This is a genomic window from Pseudomonas sp. HMSC065H01 (assembly GCF_001815235.1).
GTDB lineage: Bacteria > Pseudomonadota > Gammaproteobacteria > Pseudomonadales > Pseudomonadaceae > Pseudomonas > Pseudomonas aeruginosa.
In genome coordinates, this window is sequence record NZ_KV819834.1 from 43498 (window position 1) to 67371 (window position 23874).

General features: G+C 66.2%; 25 protein-coding genes. 15 read left to right on the forward strand and 10 right to left on the reverse strand.

All coding sequences use genetic code 11. The features are described from left to right. Nucleotide 1: 1 nt before the first annotated feature. The 5 genes from HMPREF3014_RS02295 (at nt 2) to HMPREF3014_RS34745 (ending at nt 4810) form a co-directional block, all read left to right on the forward strand. Nucleotides 2-1147 carry an acyl-CoA dehydrogenase family protein gene (locus HMPREF3014_RS02295; protein ID WP_034016864.1) on the forward strand — a complete coding sequence of 382 codons (1146 nt, stop codon included), beginning with the start codon at nt 2-4 and terminating at the stop codon, nt 1145-1147. A gap of 40 nt (nt 1148-1187) precedes the next feature. Then, nucleotides 1188-2105, forward strand: a complete 918-nt coding sequence (locus tag HMPREF3014_RS02300) for an SDR family NAD(P)-dependent oxidoreductase (protein ID WP_023087687.1) — start codon at nt 1188-1190, stop codon at nt 2103-2105. 15 nt (nt 2106-2120) lie between these two features. Further along, nucleotides 2121-3107 (forward strand): NADH:ubiquinone reductase, encoded by a 987-nt coding sequence (locus HMPREF3014_RS02305; protein ID WP_023087686.1) that lies wholly within the window; start codon nt 2121-2123, stop codon nt 3105-3107. A gap of 78 nt (nt 3108-3185) precedes the next feature. Next, on the forward strand, nt 3186-4436 hold the full coding sequence (locus HMPREF3014_RS02310; protein WP_003120635.1) for an OprD family porin: 1251 nt from the start codon (nt 3186-3188) through the stop codon (nt 4434-4436). A 98-nt stretch (nt 4437-4534) separates the two neighbouring features. Next, nucleotides 4535-4810, forward strand: a complete 276-nt coding sequence (locus tag HMPREF3014_RS34745; RefSeq protein ID WP_010792073.1) for a zinc ribbon domain-containing protein — start codon at nt 4535-4537, stop codon at nt 4808-4810. Nucleotides 4811-4812: 2 nt separating this feature from the next. On the opposite strand, the gene HMPREF3014_RS02315 is transcribed toward HMPREF3014_RS34745, so the two are convergent. Beyond that, nucleotides 4813-5289, reverse strand: coding sequence for a GreA/GreB family elongation factor (locus tag HMPREF3014_RS02315; protein ID WP_003112531.1), 477 nt, complete (start codon nt 5287-5289; stop codon nt 4813-4815). 174 nt (nt 5290-5463) lie between these two features. Between HMPREF3014_RS02315 and HMPREF3014_RS02320 the strand changes: the two genes are divergently transcribed. The 5 genes from HMPREF3014_RS02320 to rmuC all read left to right on the forward strand — a co-directional run bounded on the left by HMPREF3014_RS02320 (nt 5464) and on the right by rmuC (nt 11759). Next, complete coding sequence (locus HMPREF3014_RS02320) at nt 5464-6957, forward strand: L-piperidine-6-carboxylate dehydrogenase (protein WP_003086325.1); 1494 nt, start codon at nt 5464-5466, stop codon at nt 6955-6957. 55 nt (nt 6958-7012) lie between these two features. After that, nucleotides 7013-8299 carry an L-pipecolate oxidase gene (locus HMPREF3014_RS02325; protein ID WP_003163134.1) on the forward strand — a complete coding sequence of 429 codons (1287 nt, stop codon included), beginning with the start codon at nt 7013-7015 and terminating at the stop codon, nt 8297-8299. A 72-nt stretch (nt 8300-8371) separates the two neighbouring features. Next, a complete protein-coding gene (locus HMPREF3014_RS02330) occupies nt 8372-8740 on the forward strand; it encodes an antitoxin Xre/MbcA/ParS toxin-binding domain-containing protein (protein WP_003086329.1) in 369 nt (122 codons plus the stop codon). 134 nt (nt 8741-8874) lie between these two features. Further along, nucleotides 8875-9630, forward strand: a complete 756-nt coding sequence (locus tag HMPREF3014_RS02335) for an RES family NAD+ phosphorylase (protein WP_003112528.1) — start codon at nt 8875-8877, stop codon at nt 9628-9630. Nucleotides 9631-10397: 767 nt separating this feature from the next. Next, nucleotides 10398-11759: a DNA recombination protein RmuC gene (gene rmuC, locus HMPREF3014_RS02340; protein WP_073647918.1), complete on the forward strand. Its 1362-nt coding sequence runs from the start codon at nt 10398-10400 to the stop codon at nt 11757-11759. A gap of 154 nt (nt 11760-11913) precedes the next feature. On the opposite strand, the gene quiP is transcribed toward rmuC, so the two are convergent. The 4 genes from quiP to HMPREF3014_RS02360 all read right to left on the reverse strand — a co-directional run bounded on the left by quiP (nt 11914) and on the right by HMPREF3014_RS02360 (nt 16090). Next, entirely contained in the window at nt 11914-14457 is a 2544-nt protein-coding gene (gene quiP / locus HMPREF3014_RS02345; protein ID WP_003112526.1) for an acyl-homoserine-lactone acylase QuiP, read from the reverse strand. 122 nt (nt 14458-14579) lie between these two features. Continuing rightward, nucleotides 14580-15221, reverse strand: a complete 642-nt coding sequence (locus HMPREF3014_RS02350) for a glutathione binding-like protein (protein WP_003112525.1) — start codon at nt 15219-15221, stop codon at nt 14580-14582. Nucleotides 15222-15387: 166 nt separating this feature from the next. After that, on the reverse strand, nt 15388-15588 hold the full coding sequence (locus HMPREF3014_RS02355; protein WP_003081984.1) for an SEC-C metal-binding domain-containing protein: 201 nt from the start codon (nt 15586-15588) through the stop codon (nt 15388-15390). Between the two features lie 7 nt (nt 15589-15595). Continuing rightward, entirely contained in the window at nt 15596-16090 is a 495-nt protein-coding gene (locus HMPREF3014_RS02360) for an LEA/WHy family protein (protein WP_023086511.1), read from the reverse strand. A 314-nt stretch (nt 16091-16404) separates the two neighbouring features. Between HMPREF3014_RS02360 and HMPREF3014_RS02365 the strand changes: the two genes are divergently transcribed. Further along, nucleotides 16405-16965, forward strand: coding sequence for a hypothetical protein (locus HMPREF3014_RS02365; protein ID WP_003081987.1), 561 nt, complete (start codon nt 16405-16407; stop codon nt 16963-16965). A gap of 119 nt (nt 16966-17084) precedes the next feature. Here the strand turns inward: HMPREF3014_RS02365 and HMPREF3014_RS02370 are convergent, their stop codons facing one another. The 4 genes from HMPREF3014_RS02370 to HMPREF3014_RS02385 form a co-directional block, all read right to left on the reverse strand. Then, nucleotides 17085-17705: a trimeric intracellular cation channel family protein gene (locus tag HMPREF3014_RS02370; protein WP_003081997.1), complete on the reverse strand. Its 621-nt coding sequence runs from the start codon at nt 17703-17705 to the stop codon at nt 17085-17087. Nucleotides 17706-17787: 82 nt separating this feature from the next. Further along, entirely contained in the window at nt 17788-18105 is a 318-nt protein-coding gene (locus HMPREF3014_RS02375; protein WP_003082000.1) for a hypothetical protein, read from the reverse strand. Then, entirely contained in the window at nt 18105-18578 is a 474-nt protein-coding gene (locus HMPREF3014_RS02380; RefSeq protein WP_023087685.1) for a YchJ family protein, read from the reverse strand. Before HMPREF3014_RS02380 ends, HMPREF3014_RS02375 begins: the two co-directional genes overlap by 1 nt. A gap of 2 nt (nt 18579-18580) precedes the next feature. Beyond that, the gene (locus HMPREF3014_RS02385) at nt 18581-19078 is read right to left on the reverse strand and encodes a DUF6231 family protein (RefSeq protein WP_003086343.1); all 498 of its coding nucleotides are present in this window, start codon (nt 19076-19078) and stop codon (nt 18581-18583) included. Nucleotides 19079-19208: 130 nt separating this feature from the next. Here HMPREF3014_RS02385 and HMPREF3014_RS02390 point away from each other — a divergent pair, with 130 nt between their 5' ends. The 3 genes from HMPREF3014_RS02390 to HMPREF3014_RS02400 all read left to right on the forward strand — a co-directional run bounded on the left by HMPREF3014_RS02390 (nt 19209) and on the right by HMPREF3014_RS02400 (nt 21058). Next, a complete protein-coding gene (locus tag HMPREF3014_RS02390; protein WP_003082015.1) occupies nt 19209-19841 on the forward strand; it encodes an OmpA family protein in 633 nt (210 codons plus the stop codon). Nucleotides 19842-19956: 115 nt separating this feature from the next. After that, complete coding sequence (locus HMPREF3014_RS02395; protein WP_003082018.1) at nt 19957-20256, forward strand: DUF1145 domain-containing protein; 300 nt, start codon at nt 19957-19959, stop codon at nt 20254-20256. Continuing rightward, complete coding sequence (locus HMPREF3014_RS02400; protein ID WP_003112523.1) at nt 20249-21058, forward strand: hypothetical protein; 810 nt, start codon at nt 20249-20251, stop codon at nt 21056-21058. The genes HMPREF3014_RS02395 and HMPREF3014_RS02400 overlap by 8 nt, the downstream gene beginning before the upstream one ends. A 38-nt stretch (nt 21059-21096) precedes the next feature. On the opposite strand, the gene HMPREF3014_RS02405 is transcribed toward HMPREF3014_RS02400, so the two are convergent. Further along, nucleotides 21097-21561, reverse strand: coding sequence for a CopD family protein (locus tag HMPREF3014_RS02405; RefSeq protein WP_003082024.1), 465 nt, complete (start codon nt 21559-21561; stop codon nt 21097-21099). A 129-nt stretch (nt 21562-21690) separates the two neighbouring features. On the opposite strand from HMPREF3014_RS02405, the gene dinG reads away from it, so the two are divergent. Next, complete coding sequence (gene dinG, locus HMPREF3014_RS02410; protein WP_023087684.1) at nt 21691-23835, forward strand: ATP-dependent DNA helicase DinG; 2145 nt, start codon at nt 21691-21693, stop codon at nt 23833-23835. Nucleotides 23836-23874 lie beyond the last annotated feature (39 nt).

A 23874-nucleotide genomic window follows, 5' to 3' on the forward strand; every position in this document is an offset into this window, starting at 1 on the left:
GATGACCGACTACGACAGTCTCGACGACAACGCCTTTCGCCTGATGGTCCGTGAGTGGATCGCCGCCAACTATCCGCAGCGCATCCGCAATCCGCCCCGTCGCCTGGGGCGCGAGGAAACCCGCGAGTGGTACCTGCTGTTGTCGCGCCAGGGCTGGCTGTGTCCCGGCTGGCCCGGGGAGTACGGCGGCATGGGGCTGAGCGCCGGCAAGCAACTGATCATGATGGAGGAAATGGAGGAGTACGGCTGCGCGCGCCTGCCCGACAGCGGCGTGACCATGCTCGGCCCATTGTTGATCCGCTATGGCGACGAGGCGCAACGGGCGCGCTTCCTGCCGCGCATTCTCAGCGGCGAAGACATCTGGTGCCAGGGCTACAGCGAGCCCAACGCCGGCTCCGACCTGGCCAGCCTGCGCACCGAGGCGCGCCTGGAAAACGGCGAGTGGGTGATCAACGGACAGAAGACCTGGACCACCATGGGCTCTGAGGCCAACTGGATCTTCCTGCTGGTCCGCACCGAGCGCAGCGCCAAGGCGCAGCACGGCATCAGCTTCCTGCTGGTGCCGATGGACAGCCCGGGCATCGAGGTGCGGCCGATCCTCAACCTGGAGCTGCACGGCGAGTTCTGCGAAGTGTTTTTCAACGACGTGCGGGTGCCCTACGACAGCCTGGTCGGCGGAATCAACCAGGGTTGGAGCATGGCCAAGGCGCTGCTCGGTTTCGAGCGGATCTTCCTCGGTTCGCCCAAGCAGTCCACCTTCGCTCTCCAGCGCCTGGAGCGCCTGGCCCGGCACCTGGGACTGTGGCACGACCCTCTGTTCGTGCGCCGCTTCGCCGCGCTGAGCATGGACCTGGACAGCCACAAGGCGCTCTACGAGCGTTTCGCCGAACGCCTGCGGCGTGGGGAGAGCCTCGGCCCGGAGGTATCCATGCTGAAGATCTTCCAGTCCGAACTGTTCCAGCGCATCAGCGAGCTGGGCCTGGAGGTCGCCGGGGAGGACTCGGCCCTGCTGCAGCCCTTCGCCGAAGACCCCGAGCTGCATCCGGCGGGGATCTTCATCCAGTCGCGGCCGACCACCATCTACGGCGGCAGCAACGAAATCCAGCGCAACATCCTGGCCAAGAGCGTCCTCGGCCTGCCGGGCTGAGCGCAACCGAACGACATCCACGGGACGAAGAGGATTACCCATGAGCAGCAGACTCAATGAAGGCAAGGTCGCGATCGTTACCGGCGCGGGCGGCGGCATCGGCCGCGAGATCGCCCTGGCCCTGGCCGATTCCGGGGCACGGGTGGTGATCAACGATATCGGCGTATCGCTACAGGGCGAGGGCGGGTCGGCCTCGCCGGCCGAAGAGACCCTTGGCCTGATCCGCCAGCGAGGCGGCGAAGGTCTGATCAACACCGACAGCGTCGCCGACTGGGACAGCGCGCGGCGTATCGTCGAATGCGCCATGGACGGTTTCGGGCGTCTGGATATCGTGGTGAACAACGCTGGCATCCTGCGCGATGCGATCTTCCACAAGATGAGCGCCGACGACTGGCTGTCGGTGATCAATGTCCATCTCAACGGCAGCTTCTTCGTCAGCCGGGCCGCCGCCGAACGCTTCCGTACCCAGCAGGCCGGCGCCTTCGTACACATGACCAGCACTTCCGGGCTGATCGGCAACTTCGGCCAGGCCAATTATTCCGCGGCCAAGCTGGGCATCGTCGCCTTGAGCAAATCCATCGCCCTCGACATGCAGCGCTACAACGTGCGTTCGAATTGCATCGCGCCGTTCGCCTGGAGCCGGATGACCGACTCGATCCCGGCCGCAACCCCGGAGCAGAAGGCCCGCGTCGACAAGCTGCAGCGCATGACCCCCGAGAAGAACGCGCCGCTGGCCGTCTACCTGGCGTCCGGCGCCGCCCGCGAGGTCACCGGCCAGGTGTTCGCCGCGCGTCACCACGAACTCTTCCTGATGAGCCAGAGCCGGCCGCTGCGCAGTGTGCATAGCGAGCACGGCTGGACCCCGCAGAGCATCGCCGAGCACGGCATGCCGGCGTTGCGCGGCAGCTTCATGGACCTGGCGCGCAGCCCGGACGTGTTCTCCTGGGACCCGATCTGACCGAGGAGGCAATCCATGGGCGTGTTCAGGACCCGTTTCACCGAGACCTTCGGCGTCGAACACCCGATCATGCAGGGCGGCATGCAGTGGGTCGGCCGTGCCGAGATGGCTGCGGCGGTGGCCAACGCCGGTGGCCTGGCGACGCTGTCGGCGTTGACCCAGCCGAGCCCGGAGGCACTGGCTGCGGAGATTGCCCGCTGCCGCGAGCTGACCGATCGGCCGTTCGGGGTCAACCTGACCTTGCTGCCGACGCAGAAGCCGGTGCCCTATGCCGAATATCGCGCAGCCATCATCGAGACGGGAATCCGCGTCGTCGAAACCGCCGGCAACGACCCCGGCGAGCACATCGCCGAATTCCGTCGACACGGCGTCAAGGTGATCCACAAGTGCACCGCCGTGCGCCATGCGCTCAAGGCCGAGCGACTGGGCGTGGACGCCGTCTCCATCGACGGCTTCGAGTGTGCCGGCCACCCGGGCGAGGACGACATCCCCGGCCTGGTGTTGCTGCCGGCCGCGGCCAACCGGCTACGCGTGCCGATCATCGCCTCCGGCGGTTTCGCCGATGGACGTGGCCTGGTCGCGGCGCTGGCGCTGGGCGCCGACGCGATCAACATGGGCACGCGCTTCCTGGCCACTCGCGAATGTCCGATACACCCTGCGGTGAAGGCGGCGATCCGTGCGGCCGACGAGCGTTCCACCGACCTGATCATGCGTTCCCTGCGCAATACCGCGCGGGTGGCGCGCAACGCGATCAGCCAGGAAGTACTGGCGATCGAGGCACGCGGCGGCGGCGGCTACGCCGATATCGCCGCGCTGGTCAGCGGCCAGCGCGGTCGCCAGGTGTACCAGCAGGGCGATGCCGACCTGGGGATCTGGTCGGCCGGCATGGTCCAGGGCCTGATCGACGACGAACCGGCCTGCGCCGAGTTGCTCAGGGACATCGTCGAGCAGGCGCGCCAACTGGTGCGTCAACGCCTGGAGGGCATGCTCGCCGGGGTCTGATCCGCTCCGCCACGGCGGTCGCGGCAGGGAGTGGTCGCGGCGCCGTGTCTATCCACTGACGACGAAGAGACAACAACAATGAAAATTCTTCCCGTTCCGATGCTGGCCGCGGGGCTGGCGTTGCTGCCGTCGTTCGCCCAGGCGGAGTTTTTCGCCGACGGCAAGGCCGGCCTCGAACTGCGCAATTTCTATTTCAATCGCGACTATCGCCAGCCCGGCGCCAGCCAGTCCTATTCGGAGGAGTGGGCGCAGGGTTTCCTGTTGCGCTACGAGTCCGGCTACACCGAGGGGCTCTTCGGCCTGGGCGTCGATGCGCTGGGCCTGCTGGGCGTCAGGCTGGACTCCTCGCCAGAGCGATCCGGTAGTGGTCTGTTGCCGTATTCGACGAGCGACCGGCGCGCCGCCCACGACTATTCCAGCCTGGGCCTGACCGCCAAGCTACGGGTCTCGCACAGTACGCTGAAGATCGGCAGCCTGATGCCCAGGCTGCCGGTGGTGCAGTTCAACGACACGCGCCTGCACCCGCAAACCTTCCAGGGTGGACTGCTGGAAGTGAACGAGATCGACGGGCTGGCGCTGCAGTTTGGCCAGTTGCGCCAGGTCAAGCAGCGCGACTCGACCAACGCCGAAGACCTCGGCATCACCCGCGGCAACAAGCGCAACGTACTGGCGGGCCGGCACCCCGGCAGCGACCGCTTCGACTTCGCCGGCGGTACCTACCGCTGGAGCGAGCGACTGAGCAGCAGCTACCACTACGCCAACCTGGAGGATTTCTACCGCCAGCATTATCTCGGCGTGCAGCACCTCTTGCCGCTCACCGATGACCAGTCGCTGAAGTCCGACATCCGCTGGGCGCGTTCCACCGACGAGGGCGGCAGCCGCGTCGACAATCGCGCGCTGAATGCGCTGTTCACCTATCGCCTGGGTGGCCACGCCTTCGGCCTCGGCTACCAGCGCATGTCCGGCGACAGCGGCTTCGCCTACCTGGCCGGGACCGATCCGTATCTGGTCAACTTCGTGCAGATCGGCGATTTCGCCAACAAGGACGAGCGCTCCTGGCAGTTGCGCTACGACTACGACTTCGCCGCCATCGGCCTGCCCGGCCTGACATTCATGAGCCGCTACCTGCGTGGCGAACACATCGACCTTCTGGACGGCGGTGGGCGCGGCAAGGAATGGGAGCGGGACACCGATATCGCCTACCTGGTGCAATCGGGGCCGCTGAAGAACCTGGGGATCAAGTTGCGCAACGGCACCTTCCGCAGCGATTTCGGCAACGACATCGACGAGACCCGGCTGATCGTCAGCTACGCGTTGCCGCTGTGGTGAAGCGGACTTGAGTTTCCCGATGTTTCCGCGCCATTGACCCTGTAGTGGCTACAGCCTTTTCACTGGAAGCCGTCAGATCCAGACGAGAGGGTTGTGCCATGGGGTTCTTCGAACGGTTGTTGATGGGTGGGCGTCATCATGGACAGGGCGGTGGTCATCACGGCGGCGGTCATCACCGCGGTCAGGGCGGCTATCCGCCGGCGCCAGTCGCGGCGGGAATGGCCTGTCGCGCCTGCCGCACCGCGAATGCGGCGACGGCACGATTCTGCCAGGGCTGCGGCGGCGCCCTGGCGCCGCTGCGCTGTATCGCCTGCAGCGCCGATCTCGCGGCGGGCGCGAAGTTCTGCGGCGCCTGCGGTGCGCCGCAGCAGTAGCCTCAGTCGACGGCGAGGATTTCCACCGCAAGGGGGGAGTCCTTCGCCCCGGTCTCGTCGCCCGGGTGCCTGCCGATCAGGCTCTGGCCCAGTGGCGAGCGAGGCGTGATGACCAACACCTCGCGACCTTCGCAATCGATCTTCAGCCCGGCCGCCTCGGGGCCGAGGAACACTGTTCGCCGGCTGCCGTCGGCGTTCAGCAGGGTGACCAGCGCGGTGAGCTGGATGCCCTGTTCCTCGTCGAAATCGCGCAGCACCAGGTTGCGGTACAGGCCCAGCGCCTGGCGGATCTCCTCGACCCGGCGCGACTGCCCGGCGGCCAGGTAGGCCGCTTCCAGGCCGAGGGTGTCGTACTTGTTCTCGGCGACGTTCTCTTCGTGGGTTGCCGTCTCATGGGCGGTCTGCGCGGCGCGGACGGCGACTTCCAGGTCCGCGGCGAGCTTTTCCGTGATCAGGCGCAACAGCTTTTTCTTGTCCATGTCGGGTAGGCGGGGGCTGGCCGGCGAAGGCGTGCATGGTACGGGAAAGACGGCGGATCGCGACAGCTCGGAGCCAGTATGAAAACTCGGAATGACGTGGCGAATAAAGGTCGTTTGTCGCTACCGGGCAAACCGACTAAAACGAGCGGAAACGAACAGCCAGGAGAACCTCACATGATCGACGGATTGCTGCGCAGTCTCGGCCTCGACCCCAATGCTTTTCGCGATGGCGAGCTTGCCGTGCATACCCCCATCGACGGCAGTCGCCTGGCTGCGGTGCGACTGGAGGGGCGCGCCGCCGTTGCCGCCAAGGTCGAGCGCGCCGAACAGGCGTTCCGCGCCTGGCGCCAGGTGCCGGCGCCGCGCCGTGGTGAACTGGTGCGGCTGTTCGGCGAGGAATTGCGTCGGCACAAGGCCGAACTCGGCGAACTGGTGTCCTGGGAGGCGGGCAAGATCACCCAGGAAGGCCTCGGCGAAGTCCAGGAAATGATCGATATCTGCGACTTCGCGGTGGGCCTCTCGCGCCAGTTGTACGGTCTTACCATCGCATCCGAGCGTCCCGGCCACCACATGCGCGAGACCTGGCACCCGCTGGGCGTGGTAGGCGTGATCAGCGCGTTCAACTTCCCAGTCGCGGTGTGGTCGTGGAATACCGCGCTGGCGCTGGTCTGCGGTAATTCCGTGGTCTGGAAGCCTTCGGAGAAGACCCCCCTCACCGCACTGGCCTGCCAGGCACTGTTCGAGCGTGCCGCGCGGGCCTTCGGCGGCGATGCGCCGGCGCACCTGAGCCAATTGCTGATCGGCGACCGCGAGGCCGGCGAAGCGCTGGTGGACGACCGTCGCGTCGCCCTGGTCAGCGCCACCGGCAGCACTCGCATGGGGCGCGAAGTGGCGCCGCGGGTGGCGGCGCGTTTCGCTCGCTGCATCCTCGAACTGGGCGGCAACAACGCGATGATCCTGGCGCCAAGCGCCGACCTCGACCTGGCGGTGCGCGGCATCCTGTTCGGCGCGGTGGGCACCGCCGGGCAGCGCTGCACCACCTTGCGCCGGTTGATTGCCCATGAGTCGGTGAAGGACGAGATAGTCGAGCGCCTCAAGGCAGCCTATTCCAGGGTCCGTATCGGTCATCCGCTGGAGGGCAACCTGGTCGGGCCGCTGATCGACGAACGCAGCTACCTGGCCATGCAGGACGCCCTGGCGCGAGCCCGCGAGCAGGGGGGGCGGGTGTTCGGCGGCGAGCGGCAATTGCAGGAGCGCTATCCGGATGCCTACTACGTGTCGCCGGCCATCGTCGAGATGCCGGGACAGACCGAAGTGGTGCGCACGGAGACCTTCGCACCGATCCTGTACGTGGTCGGCTACCGCGATTTCGACGAGGCCCTGCGCCTGAACAACGAGGTTCCCCAGGGACTGTCGTCGTGCATCTTCACCACCGACCTGCGCGAGGCGGAACTGTTCCAGGGCGCGGCGGGCAGTGACTGCGGGATCGCCAACGTCAACATCGGCACCAGCGGGGCGGAAATCGGCGGGGCGTTCGGCGGCGAGAAAGAGACCGGCGGCGGCCGCGAGTCCGGCTCGGACGCCTGGAAGGCCTACATGCGACGGCAGACCAACACCGTCAACTATTCCCGCGAGCTGCCGCTGGCACAGGGCATCACCTTCGATTGAACGGGGCGCGGCGGGCTCCCGCCGCATGGCAATGAGGCTGGCAGCGGAGTCGCGCATGGGCGGTTTGCAGCAACGGTGTCTGTGGGAAGTGGTTACGCCTCGCCTGTCCGGAGCGGCGAGCCTGAACGGCGAGCAGCGCGCCGACGTATGTGTGATCGGCGCCGGTTTCACCGGGCTTTCGGCGGCGCTCCACCTGCTGGAGGCCGGCCGTTCGGTGTGCGTGCTGGAAGCGTACGAGGTCGGCCACGGCGGGTCGGGACGTAATGTCGGATTGATCAACGCCGGCACCTGGATTCCCCCGGACGAGGTGGTCGCCACCCTCGGCGCCGAGCAGGGAGAAAAGCTCAACGCCGTGCTGGGGCGGGCGCCGGCGCTGGTGATGGAGACCATCGAACGCCTCGGCATCGATTGCCAGTTGCGCCGCGAGGGCACCCTGCACATGTCGCACAACGCCAGCGGCGTGGCCGATCTGCAACGCCGTCACGCGCAGTGGACGCGCCGCGGCGCTCCGCTGGAGTTGCTGACCGGCGCGGCTTGCCACGAGGCCTGCGGCACCCGGCGAATCAGCGCGGCGTTGCTCGACCGACGCGCCGGCACTCTCAATCCCATGGCCTATTCGCGTGGACTGGCTACCGCCGTCGTACAGCGGGGTGGGCAACTGTACCAGCGCTCGCCGGTGCTCGCCCTGGAGCGGCAGGGCGCGCTGTGGGCGGTGCGCAGCGCCGCGGGGGCGGTACTGGCGGAACAGGTGGTGATCGCCTCCAACGCCTATACCGAGGGCGAGTGGACCAACCTGAGGCGGCACTTCTTTCCCGGCTACTACTACCAGGTGGCTTCGGCGCCGCTGCACGGCGCCGCGGCCGAGCGCATCCTGCCTCACGGCCAGGGTTCCTGGGATACCAGGACGGTGCTCAGCAGCATTCGTCGCGATGCCCAGGGTCGCCTGTTGCTGGGAAGCCTCGGCAATGGCGCGAACAAGCCCGCCTGGTTCCTGCGGCAATGGGCCGATCGAATCCAGAGCCATTACTTTCCCGACCTGGGCCAGGTCAACTGGGAGTACAGCTGGACGGGTTGCATCGCCTTCACCCCCGATCATCTGATGCGCCTGTTCGAGCCTGCGGAAGGCTTGCTGGCGGTGACCGGCTACAACGGACGCGGCGTGACCACCGGTACGGTAGTGGGCAAGGCGTTCGCCGACTACTTGCTGAGCGGCGAGCGAGCGACATTGCCGTTGCCGTTCAGTGACATGAAGCCCGTCCCCGCGGCCAGGCTGCGCAGTTGCGCCTACGAGATGGGTTTTTCTCTCTATCACGCCGGTCAATGCTTGCGCGTGGTTCTCTAGGCTCGACCGAATCAAGGTGTGTTTTCAGCAAAATAATGATAGTTTGTTGTAAACACACATGAGGAGGTCGTCATGAGCGCTCTCATCAAGGAACGTCCCAGCGCCGATGCCGTCCTGGCCAAGGCCGTCCTGGCCGCGCGCGAGCAATTGGGGCTGACGCAGCTCGAACTGGCCGGCATCGTCGGCGTCGATCGCAGCGCCATCAGCCGCTGGAAGACCCAGGGCCTGCGGGTGGACAGCAAGACCGGCGAGCTGGCTCTGCTGCTGGTGCGAGTCTATCGCGCACTGTATGCCCTGTTCGGCGGGCAGCAGGAGGACATGCGCCACTTCCTGCGCACTCCCAACCATCACCTGGCGGGCGAGCCGCTGGCACTGATGGGACAGGTGCAGGGCCTGGTTCATGTGCTGGAATACCTCGATGCGATCCGCGGCAAGGTCTGATACCCGGCGCGCCTGTACGGGGGCCTACGCCTGTCACGGAAAAGGCTGGCAGCCAGAGGCGACAAGCCTGGCTGAATGGAGACTGCGGTGCCGCTACGCTGGCATCCGACACCACAGGAAGCGAGGGGCGGAAGGTGAGCGAGATCTGGCGACAGTGCAAGGGTGAGCGGCATATCCGACCGCTCCAGGGGCGCCTGGTGCGGTTGGTGGAGAGCCAGGAGCAGGTGGCGACCCTGCAATTGGTCGACACCCTGGAAGAACAGGCGTTGCTCGAGGAACTGCTCGAGTCGAGCAAGCCGCCGGTGCCGGCGGATGCCGAGCCATTGCATTACCTGTTGAAGACCCCGTTCCGTTATCCGCCCTTGCGCTGGGGGTCGCGGTTTGGCCGTCGCCACGAGCCAAGCCTGTTCTACGCCGCGCTGAAGCTGGAAACGGCCATGGCCGAAAGCGCGTATTACCGTTGCGTCCTGTGGAGTGGCATGGTGGTGCCGCCACCGAGCGGGAGGATTCTGTCCGAGCACGCTTCGTTCGAGGCGGGCTGGAAGGTGGAGCGGGGAATCCGTCTGCAGGCGCCGCCTTTCTCCGATCACGAGGCTGCGCTGACCGACATCGCCGACTACCGCGCTCCCCAGGAACTGGGAAGTGCCATGCGCAGCGCCGGGGTGCAGGCATTCGAATACCGTTCGGCGCGTTGCCCGGAGCGCGGCTGCAATGTCGCCCTGTTCACGCCCGCGGCCTTCACCGAAAAGCGTCCTCGCAACCTGACGCCCTGGCTGTGCGAAACCACGGCCGGTTACGTGGCCTTCAAGCCGGCGCATGTGCCGGGGTCGCCGAAAATCTTCTCCTGGGAGCTGTTCCTGGTGGACGGAAAGTTGCCGCATCCGGCGTGAGTGGAGGGGGCTCGGTTGCCAGCGATCCGGGGGCACCGTCTGAAGGCCGCCACCTGCCTGTTGGGCAGGGCTGGCCTGCATGCCCCGAGGGAAAGAGCGGCTGAGGATTTCGAACGGCATTGCCCTGCAATGGGGCGGCAAGAGGCTTCGGCGAAAATTTGTGCACAAATGGAAAGCAGCTTGTCAAGGGTTGAGAGCGTTAGGCTCTAAACGCTTGATTTTTCATGTTTGAAACGTAACTTATTGAAAAATAACGATAAAAATAGTTGGTGAAAAAATCGTCAATCTGTCCCATAGCCCCACTCCATCGGGGGTTCGGCAGTTTTTTAGGGGCTTTTCCACTGGGTTATCCACAGGATCTGTGGATTTCCCAAGCGCTTGCTCGACAGCACATCGCACGCTCCAAGGCAAGCCCTGTAGCCGCGACAAAAATGCCGTGGAAGCAGAAATGTCCTGGCGGCGAAGGGCGCAGGGCGATGGCTTCCGTTACGGAAGTATCTGAGATGTCCTGCGCATGGGGTACGCACAGCTCGGAAGCGGAGTGCTCGTTCGGCGCGGCGCTATTCGCTCGACGGTCTTTTCCCAAGAACCTAGAATCCGCTGCACGCGCGCCTGCCAGGCGGGTGTTGCGTCGTTTTCCGCTGGAGTGCCCCATGCCCGTCGATCTACCGAACCTGTTGCTTGGCCTGCTGGCTGCCGCGATTCCCCTGGCCGGCCTGGCATGGCAGCTACAGAGAAGGGCCAGCCTGGCGGAGCGCGAGATAGCCTTGCTCGGCGAGCGACTGGCGACCGCGCAACTGGCCCAGGACGGGCTGAATGCGCAGTTGGAGACCAGCAGGGAGGCTTACCAGCAACTCGGCGAGCGCCATGCCAGGCTCGCCGGTGAGGTCGCCGCGCTGCGTCGGGAAGCCGAGTTGATGGGGGAGGAGCGGCAACGGGCGTCCCAGGCGGAGGCACGTTGGGCCAGCGAGCGCCAGGGCCGGGAAGAGGAATTGCGTCGCCTGGCTTCCGAACGGGCTGCGCTGGCTGCGGAACTGCGCGAGCAGCAGGAAAGCCACCAGCAGCGCCTGACCGACCTGCAGTCGGCCCGCGACGAGTTGCGGGCACAGTTCGCCGAACTGGCGGGAAAGATCTTCGACGAGCGCGAACAGCGTTTCGCCGAGACCAGCCAGCAGCGCCTGGGGCAGATGCTCGATCCACTGAAGGAGCGCATCCAGGCGTTCGAGAAGCGGGTGGAGGAAAGCTACCAGCAGGAAGCGCGCGAGCGTTTCTCCCTGAGCAAGGAACTGGAGCGTCTGCAGCAGCTCAACCTGCGCCTGGGCGAGGAAGCGACCAACCTGACCCGCGCGCTCAAGGGCCAGAAGACCCAGGGCAACTGGGGCGAACTGGTGCTGGAGCGGGTGCTCGAGCATGCAGGCCTGGAAAAAGGCCGGGAATACGAGACCCAGGTCAGCCTGAAGGGTGCCGAGGGCGAACGCTTCCAGCCGGACGTGCTGATCCGCCTGCCCGGCGACAAGCAGGTGGTGGTGGATGCCAAGGTCAGTCTCACGGCCTACCAGCAGTACATCGCCGCTGACGACGATCTGCTGCGCCAGCAGGCGCTGAAGCAGCACGTAACGTCGTTGCGCAACCATGTGAAAGGCCTCTCCGGCAAGGACTATCGACGCCTGGAAGGATTGCACAGCCTCGACTTCGTCCTGCTGTTCATGCCGATCGAGGCGGCTTTCTCGACGGCCCTGCAGGCCGAGCCGAACCTGTTCCAGGACGCCTTCGCGCAGAATATCGTGATCGTCAGCCCGACCACCCTGCTGGCCACCCTGCGGGTAATCGACAGCCTCTGGCGCCAGGAGCGGCAGAACCAGAATGCGCGGGAAATCGCCGAACGTGCCGGTTCGCTGTATGACAAGTTCGTGCTCTTCGTCCAGGACCTCGATGAGGTCGGTTCGCGCCTGCAGCAACTGGACAAGGCCTATGCCGCGGCGCGCAACAAGCTCACCGAGGGACGTGGCAACCTGATCAGTCGCAGCGAGCAACTCAAGCTGCTCGGTGCCCGCGCCAGCAAGAGCCTGCCGACGGACTGGCTGGACCGGGCGCTGGTGGCGCCCGTGGAAGAGGCCGGAGAGGAGTGAGATCGGTTCGATCCCGTGCCCGGGCTTTCGAGAAAACGGAGGCTTTCCGGGAGGGGGATAAAAGAAGGGCGTCCGGAAGGACGCCCTGAAGATGATCATGGAGTAAGTCGGCTGTTCAGAGCCACGGCGCGGAGGAAAGTTCCGCGCCGTCCGTTCAGCGAGCGGGAGTGAGCGTCAGCCGCTTGTTGCCGTAAACGCGATCGAGGTTCTGTGGCTGGAACGGGAAGCTGACGTAGCGCCCCTTGAGCCAGGCGTCGATACCGTCGGCGTAGTGCGGGCTGGCCGGATTGCCGGATTGGCCGCTGCTGTTCACGCCGATCATCGGTTCGCTCTGGCCGAAGTCGACGATCAGCCGCATCGCCGGGATCAGCCAAGTGTCGAAGTCCTGGCCCCAGCCGTAGGCCGATACGTCCAGCGTGGTGTGGTCGCCGCCGGCCGGATAGGGCCCGCGATCGAGATAGCCCTTGATCGCGCCGAGTCCGGCGCGCTCGCCGGCCCCCAGGTAGGGGGCCATTTTCGAGCTGTCGCTCTGCCATTCGTAGGTGTGCAGCTTGCCCCATTGCCAGGCCTTGCGCTCGCTCCCCAGTCGCTGTTCGCAGAACTCCACGGCGGCGGCGAGGCTGCGCGCGAGGATTGCCGGCTTGTCCTCCTTCTGCGGAGTGCGGGTATCGTCCCAGAACGGACTGTCGTCGCGCCCGAGCAGGTGGTCGGCTTGCGCCGAGTAGGAGAGGTTGGCGGTCTCGACGAAGGCTTTCCAGGCAGGGCCGTCCTCCGGTCCTAGCTCGTCGAGGAATATCTGCCTGGCGCTCTCGTGGAGGAAGGCGCCGTACAGCGCGGCGTCGCTGGAGCTGGCTGTCAGCTTGCCGTCGAACGCCATCAGCCGGTCGTAGGCCTCCCGCGCCCGGCTGCGTTGCGCCTCCGGCAAGGCGTCGATGGCCTGGCGCAGCGGCAGCGCCATGCCGGGATTGTCGAACATGGCTTGCAGCTTGGCGACGAACAGCGAGGTCTGGTCGTACTGCATGCGGATCATGCTCTGGGTGTCGTGGCTCTTGCTGGCACCGGCGAGCTGGGCGATGCGCTCGGCGCGCTCCGGGTAGTACCAGGAGTTGGACAACTGGGCGCCGTAGCCGGGTTGCACGGTGCGGTGGTTGGCGGTACCCAGCCAGCCCTGCTGCGGGTCCTGGTCGGAGGGGTGGAGGATCGGGTCGGCATAGCCATCCCAGTCGTAGCGGCCGTCCCAGCCAGGGGAGGGCAGCAGGCCGCGACCCTCCTTGCGGTTCGGATAGCGTCCGGTGACCTGCCAGCCGATGTGCTTTTCGTCGGCGAACACGATGTTCAGCGGCATCGCGCGAATCTCGCGGGTGGCGTCGAAGGCCTGCTCGATGGTCTTGGCCCGCGACAGGTCGAAGAAGCCGTCCAGGGTCTTGTCGGCTTCCTGCTGGATGCTCCGGTAGGCCAGTCCGTAGCCGCTCTTCAGCGGCAGCGGCTGGAGGATGTTCTTGCGCTCGCCCAGGGCGCTGTTGAGCAGCGGGCCATGGCGGGTTTCGTGGATGACCTCGCGGATCGGCCGCTGGCCCTTGATGAAGAAGGTTTCCTGGCGTTCGCGGGTTGGCTGCCACTTGCCGTCGGCCAGGTAATAGAGCCGGTTGCCCTGGCGTCGCAACTGTTCCAGGTAGAGATCCTGATTGTCGCCCAGGACCATGGTCATGCCCCAGGCCAGCTTGCCGTTGAAGCCCGCCACCACGCCCGGCAGACCGGCAATGGAAACGCCCGCGGCCTGGTACTTGGGCGAGCGGATCTGCACGTAGTTCCACACCGACGGCATGCTCAGCGGCAGGTGGGTGTCGTTGGCCATCAGGCTCTTGCCGCTGCGGCTGCGTTGCGGCGCGATAGCCCAGTTGTTCGAGGCGGCGACCCCGAGCATGCTCAGCGCTGCGACCTGCCGCGCCGCGCCCTCGACGCCCGCGAGGCCGGGAACCTGCCCGTCCAGGCGCAGGCCCTTGAGCTTTTCCGCCTCGTCGAACGGCAGGTTTTCGTCGGGATAGGTCGGCGTCAGCCAGGCCAGCTTGTCGCTGCCGACCTTCTGCGCGAGCGTCAGCGAGGCGATTTCTTCCTGCAGGTTCACCGCCAGGCCGAAGTTGAGCAGGGCGAAGACCAGCGCCGAGTCCTCGGGCTTCCAGTATTCCGGACGGTAGCCGGACTGGGCCAGGTCCATCGGCAGCTTGTCGCGATAGCGATACAGGTAGGCGTTGACCCCGCGCGCGTAGACCTCGAAGAAGCGTTGCAGGCGCGGCGAGGCGTTCCTGTACTGGATCTCCGCAGCCTGGCGCAGGTTCACGGTACGCATGAAACGGTCGATCTCCAGCGCGCCGGGGCCGACCATCTCGGCCAGCCGTCCCTGGGCCAGCAGGCGCAGGCTGACCATCTGGCTCAGGCGGTCGGAGGCGTGTACGTAGCCCAGGGCGAACAGCGCGTCATGGAAGGTGCCGGTTTCGATCAGTGGCATGCCCAGCGCGTTGCGCCGGATCGATACGTTTTGCGCCAGGCCCTTGATCGGTTGTACGCCGGAGGTCGGCGGCAGGCTGTCGGCGTAGCGATCGTCGAGCCAGGACTGGCAACCGGCCAGGCCCAGGAGGGTGCCGAAGGCCGCGGCGGCGCCGCAACGGGGAAGAAAACGCATGAAGGCTGGCGAGGCCATGGGGTGGGGGCTCCTGCGGGAGTGGTCGCGTCGAGAGGCGCTACGTTAGTGAGGAGCGCAGGGCTGCGCAAGCTCCGCCTGCGGTCGTCCGCGAGGACGTCCGCAGGCCGGCTCGGGACTCGCTACTTCGGCGGATTGATGCGCTCCACCAAAGCATAGGCGCGTTGCGTCGCCGGACGCTGGCGAATGCTCTCGAACCAGCGCTGCAGGTGCGGGAAGTCGGCGAGATCCTGCTCCTGCCACTGGTGCGGGACGATCCACGGATAGATGGCCATGTCGGCGATGCTGTAGTCGTCGCCGGCGACGAAGGCGCGGTCCGCCAGGCGCTGGTCGAGAACGCCGTACAGGCGCGCGGTTTCCTTGACGTACCGGTCGATGGCGTAGGGAATCTTCTCCGGGGCGAAGCGGTTGAAATGGTGGTTCTGCCCGGCCATCGGCCCCAGCCCGCCCATCTGCCAGAACAGCCACTGCAGGGTTTCCTGGCGCGCGCGCAGGTCCTTGGCGAGGAAGCGTCCGGTCTTTTCCGCGAGATAGAGCAGGATGGCGCCGGACTCGAACAGCGACAGGGGAGCGCCGCCGTCGGCCGGTTGGCGATCGACGATGGCGGGAATCTTGTTGTTCGGCGACACCTTCAGGAAATCCGCCTGGAACTGGTCGCCCTGGCTGATGTTGATCGGATGGATGGCGTAGGGCAGGCCGGTTTCTTCCAGGAAAAGAGTAATCTTGTGGCCGTTCGGGGTGGTCCAGTAGTACAGGTCGATCATCGGTGCGTCTCCGGCTCGTCGATGGGCTACGAACGGAAGACTCTACGCCAGGAACCTAGGTTCGATGCAAACCGCTGTCGCGCATGACGCCCCGGCGGGGCTGGTGGCGCGCCAACGAAAAGGCCCGCTGCTCAGCGGGCCTTCGGATGCCGGCGCGTGCGAAGGGTCAGGCGCCGTGGCACTTCTTGAATTTCTTCTCGCTGCCGCAGGGGCAGGGATCGTTGCGGCCTACGGCCTTGAGCGGATTGCGCACCGGCTCGTGGCTGTGGTTGCAGTGCGGACCATGGACATGACCATGGCCATGATCGTGATGATGATCGTGGTCGTGGTTGCAGTTCGGGCCGTGTACGTGGGGTTCCTGACTCATGGTGGACCTATTCTGGGATGAAATCGCCGGGAATTATCTCGCCATTTCGTCTCAGGTGCACGCTGCGGCCGAACATCAGTCCGGTCTTCACTTCGCCCTGCAGGCGGTAGCGGATCGGCTCCTCGGGACGCTCAAGGAGCTTGACGATGTATTTCATGTGGCGCCAGAGATTGGTTCGCACCGGCACGTCGAATACCTCGTGGCCGTGGGCGGGAACCGTGAACCACTGGCCGGACTCGCCTTCTGCGAGCTGGATGTCGTTCAGTTGCACGGTGTACTGCAGGCCGCGTACCGGCAGGCTGAAATCGTTGGGGTTGTCGATGCGGAAGCGCATCACGAACTCCTGTTCCAGCAAGCGTGCCTTGACCACTTCCACCTTCAGCAGCTTGACGTCGGGGTCTTCGAAGCTGCCGGTCATCCAGCTGCAGCCCGAGAGATGGGAGAGAACTCCCCACGCCATTATTAGGCTGATAATTCTTATCATTTGCGCCTGGTAATTCATGCTATTCCCCCCGAGACGCCCCAGTTTAACAAGCAGTGATTGTGCTGCAACTTATTGTTGTATAGAGGAAAGATGTTTCAGGTACAGGCCTGTGTCCATATGTTTCCCATAGCGCAGTCGGGGGAGCATGGAGAAGCGCGTACGCCCGTGCAAGTCTTCCCGTCGGCTGGCGTGACCGGCTCGGCTAACCTGAACGGACCCGCCGGCCGATTTGCCGGACCCAGTCACTCCACGCGTGGCTGTCGATGGGTACAATCGCTCGACGAAACGCCAGGGCCGCCATGCCGAGCGGCCCTTCACTCGGAGAGATGCCAATGAGCCGCTTTGAAATCGCCTTTTCCGGCCAGTTGGTCGCCGGCGCCCGTCCCGAGGTGGTCAAGGCCAACCTGGCCAAGCTGTTCCAGGCCGACGCGCAGCGTATCGAACTGCTGTTCTCCGGCCGCCGGGTGGTGATCAAGAACAACCTCGATGCCGCCTCCGCGGAAAAATACCGCAGCGTGCTGGAGCGAGCGGGAGCGATCGCCGTGGTCGCCGAGATGGAGGTCGAGGAGGTGGTCATGGCGCCGCCGCCTGCGCAGACGACTCCCGTGGAGGCCCCGCAGACCCGCGCCGCTACTGGTACCAGCGCGCCCGCCGGACGCTTGCAGGTAGCGCCGCGGGACGGCTACATGGCGGCGTTCGCCGAGGTCGATGCGCCGGATTTCGGCCTGGCTCCGGTAGGCGCCGACCTACAGGACGCCAAGGCCGAAGCCGAGGCGCCGAAACTCGACCTGAGCCGCTTCAGCGTCGCCCCGGTCGGTAGCGACATGGGCCAGGCACGCTCCGAGCCAGCGGCTCCGGCTCCGGACACCAGCCACCTGCGCCTGCAGGACTGAGGCGGGCAGCGGCCTGCGACAAGCCAGGGCGTGGGGCGGATAACCGCGTCGCGAGGCCGTGGCATCGGGGACAGGCGAGGGGTTGGAGGAACGCGTCGGCCAGGGGGCAGGCGCTTGCTTCAGTGGTCGAAATCGTCCTGGTAGACGAACTTGGGCATTTCCCAGTGGAAGCGGATGGCCAGCAGGCGGAACAGGAAGCCGCTGAACAGGGTGATCAGCATCGCCTGCTCGGAAGGCAGTTCCAGCTCCACGCAGATCAGGTAGCACCAGGCGCTGGCGAAGGACACGCTGGCATAGAGTTCGCGGCGGAATATCAAGGGTACGTCGTTGCACAGGATGTCGCGGAGAATGCCGCCGAACACCCCGGTGATCACCCCGCTGATCGCCGCGATCAGCAGGCTGTGGCCCATTTCCAGGCTGACCTGGCAGCCGATCAGGGTGAAGGCCACCAGGCCAACCGCGTCGAGTACCAGGAACAGCGAGCGCAGGTGGCGCATCAGCGGCGCGATGAACACTGTCACCAGCGCGGCGACTGCGGTCAGCGCCAGGTATTCCGGGTGACGGACCCAGGTCAGCGGGTAATGGCCCAGCAGCATGTCGCGTACCGAGCCGCCGCCCAGGGCGGTGACGCAGGCGATCAGCACCACGCCGAACAGGTCCATGCTGCGCCGGCCGGCCGACAGCGCGCCGGTCATGGCTTCGGCGGTGATGGCGATGATGTAGAGCACGGTCAGCAGCATGGGGATGGGGCCCGGATGAAAAGGCTGCGCATTCTACCCGAGCGCTCGTCAACGCCCAAACCGCGCAGCCTGGCGCAGCATCTCAGGCGTGCATGCGCAACCAGAAGCGTTCCTGGCAGGCGTTGACGAAGTGCTTGTAGCGTGGGCTGATTTCCTGCCCGGCGGAATCCAGCACTTCGTAGCCGATCCAGCATTCCTCGCAGGCCCCGCTGCTCGGCAGGAGGTCGCGCTCGCAGTGCTGGCGCAGGCGCACGCCGTTGTCGAAACGGTAGAGCGCTTCGCAGCTGTGGATCTCGACGCCGTCCTCGCAGCGCTGTTGCTCTTCGACCTGCGCATCGCTTATCGAGACCGGCGAGGGCAGGGCATGGATGGCGCGGATATAGCTGGCGAGCGAATGCATCAGGTGATCCACGGACCGCAGCATTTCTTCAGCTTGCCGCCGGCGCCGCAGGGGCAGGGATCGTTGCGGCCGAGTTTCAGGGCCACGGTCGGATCGAGGAAGTACCAGCGACCGTTGCGCTGGACGAAGCCGGAACATTCGCGATGGGCATGTTCCCCGTCGGCGTCGTGCCAGCGCGCGACGAAGGTGACTCGCGCATGCTCCGGCTGGCCGCCGAGCACCTCGTGGTTTTCCACCTCCAGACCGAGCCAGGTGCTGCCGTGGCTCCAGGCGCGGATGCCGTCGAGATCGAGGCCGGCCTGTTGCGCCGGCAGCGTGGTGTCGCGCAGATAGTCCACCAGTCCGAGGGCGTAGGCGCTGTAGCGCGAGCGCATCAGGGCTTCCGCGGTAGGCGCGGGATGTCCCTGGTGATAGCGGCCGCAGCAATCGTCGAGCGGGGCGCCGCTGCCGCAGGGGCAGGAGGGTTGGGTCATGGTTACCACCAGTACTTGCCGAAGTTTTCCGGGTTGGCCCAGAACTTGGCGTTCAGCCAATCGGGGACCTGCTTGTATTCGTACAGGTCGTAGGTGTACAGGGTCAGCGTCTGGCCTTCGCGCTGGAAGCGTTCGCTGTTCTGCATGGCGAGGGCGAAGAAGTCGGTTTCCTGCCAGTCGCTGGCCTCGAGGTCGACCAGTACGGCGACCCGGCTGGCGTTCAGGTTGCGCACGCCCGCGAGCAACTGCAGACCGGTGCGCTGCGGCAGGTGTTCCAGGCAATCGACGAACAGCGCCAGGTCGAAGCGCTGGCCGGCCAGTTCGGCGGGCAATGCCGCCGCCGGGCTGTGCGCCAGTTGGCACTGGGGATGGTTGTGGATGAAGGCCTCCACCGCCGGCAGCCGGCTGGCGCCGACCAGCAGCAAGCGCTTCGGCGCGTAGCGGGCGAGCAACGCGGCCAGGGCCTGCTGCGGGGTGCGGGGAGAAATCGGTTCGCTCATGGGAAAACACTCTCCTGGGATTCGCCAAGACTAGCCTGAAGCGCCTGCATGGCCTAGTGCTGGCGCTTTTTTCGGCTGGGGTCTTTACTCCCTATTTGTCGGTTACAACCGATCCACGAGGAGAGTTCCAATGAGCATCACGAGGACCGCTTTACCCCTGATTCTGGTCAGCGGCTTGCTGACCGGTTGCGCAGGGTTGCAGAAAAGCGACTGGCCGACCTGTGCGGCGGTCGGTGGTGTTACCGGCGCCGGCCTGGGCGCGATCGAAAGCAGCAGCTGGGCCGGCTGGGGCGCCCTGATCGGCGGTGGCGTCGGTGCCGCCTATTGCTGGGTGCACGGTGCCGGCGAACAGGTCGCGCCGCCGCCTCCGCAGCCGGTCGAGGAAGTCGCGCCGCCGCCTCCCGTCGTCAAGGAAGAAACCATTGTCGTGCGCGACCTGCACTTCGCCTTCGATTCGTCGAAGGTGGACGCCGCCGACAGCGAGAAGCTCAACGGCATCGCCGAACGCCTGAAAGGCGAGGCGGCCAGTACGCGCCTGAGTATCACCGGGCATACCGACAGCGTCGGTTCCGATGCCTACAACCAGAAGCTGTCGGAACGGCGCGCGAATGCCGTTGCGAACTATCTGATCGATGCCGGGGTGCCTTCGAGCATCATCGTCGGCGTGCAGGGATTGGGCGAAAGCCAGCCGGTCGCCGACAACAAGACTCGCGAAGGGCGGGCCGAGAATCGCCGGGTGGAAATCCTCATCAAGCGCGAATGACGCAGGCGGCGCGGAGCAGAACGGGGGCGTCGAAGCCCCCGTTTTCGTTCATGGCTGGCGCCGCGGCGGGCTGGCGAGTATGTTCCCCCGCACACGATGTCTTGGGGGGAGTTCCATGAAAGCGTTTCTCGGGCTGGGCAAGCTCGTGACCCTGGTGTTCTGGGGCGCGGTGCTGGTCAATCTGCTGCATCCGTTCGCCTATCCGCTGAACTGGCTGTTGTCGATAGCCGGCGGCCTGATCCTGTTGATCCACCTGATCGAGATTCTCGTCCTCGGAGGACGCCTGAAAGCGCGCGCGCATCCCTGGCTGGATCGTCTCCAGGTCTTGCTGTTCGGGGTCTTCCACATGCTTGCGTTGCCGGCGTTGAGCCCGGCCAGCGAGTTACCGCAGGACAAGGAGGACGATCATGCGTAAGGCCATGCTCGGATTGTTCCTGGTCGTTCCCCTGGCCTGGGCTGGCGCCGTGTTTTCGGCCGAGGCGCCGCCGGCACGCCAGCAGGGTATCGGCGGAACCGTGAAGGTGCAGGCGAACTCGGTGATGCGCCTGCCCAAGCGGGCCCAGGAGCTGCGCCTGCGCAGAGTGGAGATCGGCGAGGATGCCGCCCTGCTGATTCCGCTGGAGGTCAGCGTCCTGCGCATCGAGGAACTGCACATGGCGAAGAACGCCCGGATCGGCGTGGCGCCAGGCGAGGAGCGAATCAGCATCGAAGTCGTCAGCGGCCGCCTGGCCGATGGCAGCATCATTTCCGCGCCCGGCGCGACCGGCACCTTCCGGCAAAGCGCCGGTAACGGCCGCGACCTGACCTTGCGCCTGCAGGCGGTGGAGGTGGAAAGCCTGCTGCTGGACGCCCGCGGTGGCGTCGGCGCTCCAGGCTACGATGGCCTGGACGGGGCTTCCGGCAAGGCCTCCGGCTGCCTCTGGGGCAGCGCGCTGAAAGGTGGCGACGGCCAATCCGGAAGCGACGGCGGTCCGGGCGGGGCGGGCGGTCGGATTCGTCTGGAAGTGCCGGGCGATTTTCCTCTGGAGCGCTTGCAAACCCGTCTGCAAGGCGGCGTCGGCGGCGCTGGAGGCAAGGCCGGCAAACCGGGTGCGGCGGATAACGCCACCGGTTGCTGGATCTACTCGGTGGATGCCGGTCGTGCGGGGCGCAGCGGAGAGGACGGCGCGAACGGCACCAACGGCAGCGACGGCAGCCTGGACGTCGTGCGCTTCTGAGGAGAGGCCGGCAGCACGGCTTCCGGCGCATCGCCGGTTCAGAGGCTCGGGCGTGCCGCTACCAGGGCTATCAGCAACAGGCCGAGGAGCAGGTTGAAGCCGACGGTGCGGCGGATCTTCCCCAGCGCCTGCCCGCCTGCCGGCCAGTCCTGGGCCTGCACCGCGCGGCGCAGTTCCGGCACTTGCAGCGCCTGCACCCGCAGGAACAGTGCCAGCATGGCGACGTAGAGCCCCATCATTACCTGTACGTAGCGCGGCGCGCCGGCGAAACCGTTGAAGCTCAGGTGCAGCATGCCGACGCCGCTGATCGGCAGCAGGATCACCGCCGCCCAGACCCAATGGAAGAAACGGCGGAACACCTCCAGCCACAGGCCCAGGCGGGCTGGGGCCTCCAGCGCGGCGACGGCCGCCGGACGAAGTATCGTCCAGGCGAAGAACATGCCTCCGACCCAGACCAGGGCGGCCAGGACATGCAGGGCGTAGACGAGGGCGTAGGGGGTCATTCGGCGATCTCCGCTGGCGGTTGTGACGAAGCGCGTTATCATAGCCGCCCTGTCGAACCACTGAAAATTTATCCAGCTATGGCGCGCCGGCGGATTCGCCTTCCGCTGCGCGCCGGGCCCAGGAATTCCATGCTCAGCGCCGAACTCAAGTCCCAGATCCAGGGTGCCTACACCCGCTTTCTCGAAGCCAAGGAGCTGAAGCCTCGCTATGGCCAGCGCCTGATGATCGCCGAAGTGGCCAAGGCCCTCGGCGTGATCAAGGAGGACGAGGAGGGGCACCGCGAGGGCGAGCCGGCGGTGGTCGCGGTGGAGGCCGGAACCGGTACCGGCAAGACCGTGGCCTACAGCCTGGCGGCGATCGCCTGCGCCAAGGCCAGTGGCAAGCGCCTGGTGATAGCCACCGCGACCGTCGCCCTGCAGGAGCAGATCGTCCACAAGGATCTTCCCGACCTGCTGCGCAACAGCGGGCTGGCCTTCAGCTTCGCCCTGGCCAAGGGCCGCGGGCGCTACCTGTGCCTGTCCAAGCTCGACGTGCTGCTGCAGGAAGGCCAGGCGCAGAGCGCGACGGCGCAACTGTTCGCCGACGACGGTTTCAACATCGATGTCGACGAGACCAGCAGCAAGCTGTTCAACCAGATGATCGAACGCCTGGCCGGCAACCGCTGGGACGGCGACCGCGACAGCTGGCCGGAGGCGATCGACGACGCGCATTGGGCGCAGCTCACCACCGATCACAGCCAGTGCACCAACCGACATTGCCCGAACTTCCAGCAGTGCGCCTTCTACAAGGCGCGCGAAGGGATGACCAAGGTCGACGTGATCGTCACCAACCACGACCTGGTCCTGGCTGACCTGGCCCTGGGCGGCGGCGCCATCCTGCCCGATCCGCGCGAGACCCTCTACGTGTTCGACGAGGGCCATCACCTGCCGGACAAGGCGATTGGCCATTTCGCCCATTTCACCCGCCTGCGCGCTACCGCCGACTGGCTGGAGCAGGTCGCCAAGAACCTCACCAAGCTGCTCGCCCAGCACCCGCTGCCGGGCGACCTCGGCCGCCTGATCGAACAGGTGCCGGAGCTGGCCCGGGAGATCAAGACCCAGCAGCAGTTCATGTTCACCGCCTGCGAAGAGATCGGCGATTTCCGCGCCGGCGAGGACATGGAGGGTCGCGAGCGGCCGCGTCACCGTTTCGTCGGCGGGGTGGTCCCCGAGCATATCCGCGAGATGGGCATCGAGCTGAAGAAAGGCTTCTCCAAGCTGACCGACCTGTTCACCCGCCTCACCGATATCCTCAAGGAGGCGATGGACGGCGAAGGCGCCGGCGGCATCGCCAGCCACCAGGCGGAGGAGTGGTACCCGCTGTTCGGTAGTCTTTTGGCGCGCGCCCAGGGCAACTGGGAACTGTGGACCGCCTTCACCTGCGAGGACCCGCAGGACAGCCCGCCGATGGCGCGCTGGCTGACCCTCGCCGAGAGCGGCAGCTTCTACGACATCGAAGCCAACGCCAGCCCGATCCTCGCCGCCGAGACCCTGCGCCGCAACCTGTGGAACGTCGCCTATGGCGTGCTGGTGACCTCGGCGACCCTGACCGCGTTGGGCACCTTCGACCGCTACCGCATGCGCGCGGGCCTGCCGCGCAACGCGGTCACCGCGGTGGTGCCGAGCCCCTTCCACCATGCCGAGGCCGGGGTATTGCGGGTCCCCGACCTCAAGGCGGATCCGCGCAACGCCGCCGAGCACACCGCGGCGATCATTCGCGAGCTGCCGGAACTGGTGAAGGGCGCGCGCGGCAGCCTGGTGCTGTTCTCCTCGCGCAAGCAGATGCAGGAAGTCTTCGACGGTCTCGACCGCGACTGGCGCAAGCGGGTGTTCATCCAGGGCAACCTGTCCAAGCAGGAAACCCTGAACAAGCACAAGTCGCGAGTCGACGACGGCGAGGACAGCGTGCTCTTCGGCCTCGCCAGCTTCGCCGAAGGCGTGGACCTGCCGGGGGCCTATTGCGAACACGTGGTGATCGCCAAGATTCCCTTCGCGGTACCCGACGACCCGGTGGAGGCGGCGCTGGCCGAGTGGATCGAGGCGCGCGGCGGCAATCCGTTCATGGAGATCGCCGTGCCAGACGCCTCGCTGCGGTTGGTCCAGGCCTGCGGGCGGCTGCTGCGCACCGAGCAGGACCGCGGCACCATCACCCTGCTGGATCGCCGCGTGGTCACCCAGCGCTACGGCAAGGCTATCCTCAATGCATTGCCGCCGTTCCGCCGGGAAATCGCCTGACGCGCTGATCTGCGCGGAGGGCGCCAGCCTTCACGTCCG

Excerpts from the sequence above, each read along its gene's own strand:
- HMPREF3014_RS02295 (WP_034016864.1), top strand. The coding sequence starts at position 2 with ATGACCGACTACGACAGTCTCGACGACAACGCCTTTCGCCTGATGGTC.
- HMPREF3014_RS02300 (WP_023087687.1), top strand. The coding sequence starts at position 1,188 with ATGAGCAGCAGACTCAATGAAGGCAAGGTCGCGATCGTTACCGGCGCG.
- HMPREF3014_RS02305 (WP_023087686.1), top strand. The coding sequence starts at position 2,121 with ATGGGCGTGTTCAGGACCCGTTTCACCGAGACCTTCGGCGTCGAACAC.
- HMPREF3014_RS02310 (WP_003120635.1), top strand. The coding sequence starts at position 3,186 with ATGAAAATTCTTCCCGTTCCGATGCTGGCCGCGGGGCTGGCGTTGCTG.
- HMPREF3014_RS34745 (WP_010792073.1), top strand. The coding sequence starts at position 4,535 with ATGGGGTTCTTCGAACGGTTGTTGATGGGTGGGCGTCATCATGGACAG.
- HMPREF3014_RS02315 (WP_003112531.1), bottom strand. The coding sequence starts at position 5,289 with ATGGACAAGAAAAAGCTGTTGCGCCTGATCACGGAAAAGCTCGCCGCG.
- HMPREF3014_RS02320 (WP_003086325.1), top strand. The coding sequence starts at position 5,464 with ATGATCGACGGATTGCTGCGCAGTCTCGGCCTCGACCCCAATGCTTTT.
- HMPREF3014_RS02325 (WP_003163134.1), top strand. The coding sequence starts at position 7,013 with ATGGGCGGTTTGCAGCAACGGTGTCTGTGGGAAGTGGTTACGCCTCGC.
- HMPREF3014_RS02330 (WP_003086329.1), top strand. The coding sequence starts at position 8,372 with ATGAGCGCTCTCATCAAGGAACGTCCCAGCGCCGATGCCGTCCTGGCC.
- quiP (WP_003112526.1), bottom strand. The coding sequence starts at position 14,457 with ATGGCCTCGCCAGCCTTCATGCGTTTTCTTCCCCGTTGCGGCGCCGCC.
- HMPREF3014_RS02350 (WP_003112525.1), bottom strand. The coding sequence starts at position 15,221 with ATGATCGACCTGTACTACTGGACCACCCCGAACGGCCACAAGATTACT.
- HMPREF3014_RS02355 (WP_003081984.1), bottom strand. The coding sequence starts at position 15,588 with ATGAGTCAGGAACCCCACGTACACGGCCCGAACTGCAACCACGACCAC.
- HMPREF3014_RS02360 (WP_023086511.1), bottom strand. The coding sequence starts at position 16,090 with ATGAATTACCAGGCGCAAATGATAAGAATTATCAGCCTAATAATGGCG.
- HMPREF3014_RS02365 (WP_003081987.1), top strand. The coding sequence starts at position 16,405 with ATGAGCCGCTTTGAAATCGCCTTTTCCGGCCAGTTGGTCGCCGGCGCC.
- HMPREF3014_RS02370 (WP_003081997.1), bottom strand. The coding sequence starts at position 17,705 with ATGCTGCTGACCGTGCTCTACATCATCGCCATCACCGCCGAAGCCATG.
- HMPREF3014_RS02375 (WP_003082000.1), bottom strand. The coding sequence starts at position 18,105 with ATGCATTCGCTCGCCAGCTATATCCGCGCCATCCATGCCCTGCCCTCG.
- HMPREF3014_RS02380 (WP_023087685.1), bottom strand. The coding sequence starts at position 18,578 with ATGACCCAACCCTCCTGCCCCTGCGGCAGCGGCGCCCCGCTCGACGAT.
- HMPREF3014_RS02385 (WP_003086343.1), bottom strand. The coding sequence starts at position 19,078 with ATGAGCGAACCGATTTCTCCCCGCACCCCGCAGCAGGCCCTGGCCGCG.
- HMPREF3014_RS02390 (WP_003082015.1), top strand. The coding sequence starts at position 19,209 with ATGAGCATCACGAGGACCGCTTTACCCCTGATTCTGGTCAGCGGCTTG.
- HMPREF3014_RS02395 (WP_003082018.1), top strand. The coding sequence starts at position 19,957 with ATGAAAGCGTTTCTCGGGCTGGGCAAGCTCGTGACCCTGGTGTTCTGG.
- HMPREF3014_RS02400 (WP_003112523.1), top strand. The coding sequence starts at position 20,249 with ATGCGTAAGGCCATGCTCGGATTGTTCCTGGTCGTTCCCCTGGCCTGG.
- HMPREF3014_RS02405 (WP_003082024.1), bottom strand. The coding sequence starts at position 21,561 with ATGACCCCCTACGCCCTCGTCTACGCCCTGCATGTCCTGGCCGCCCTG.
- dinG (WP_023087684.1), top strand. The coding sequence starts at position 21,691 with ATGCTCAGCGCCGAACTCAAGTCCCAGATCCAGGGTGCCTACACCCGC.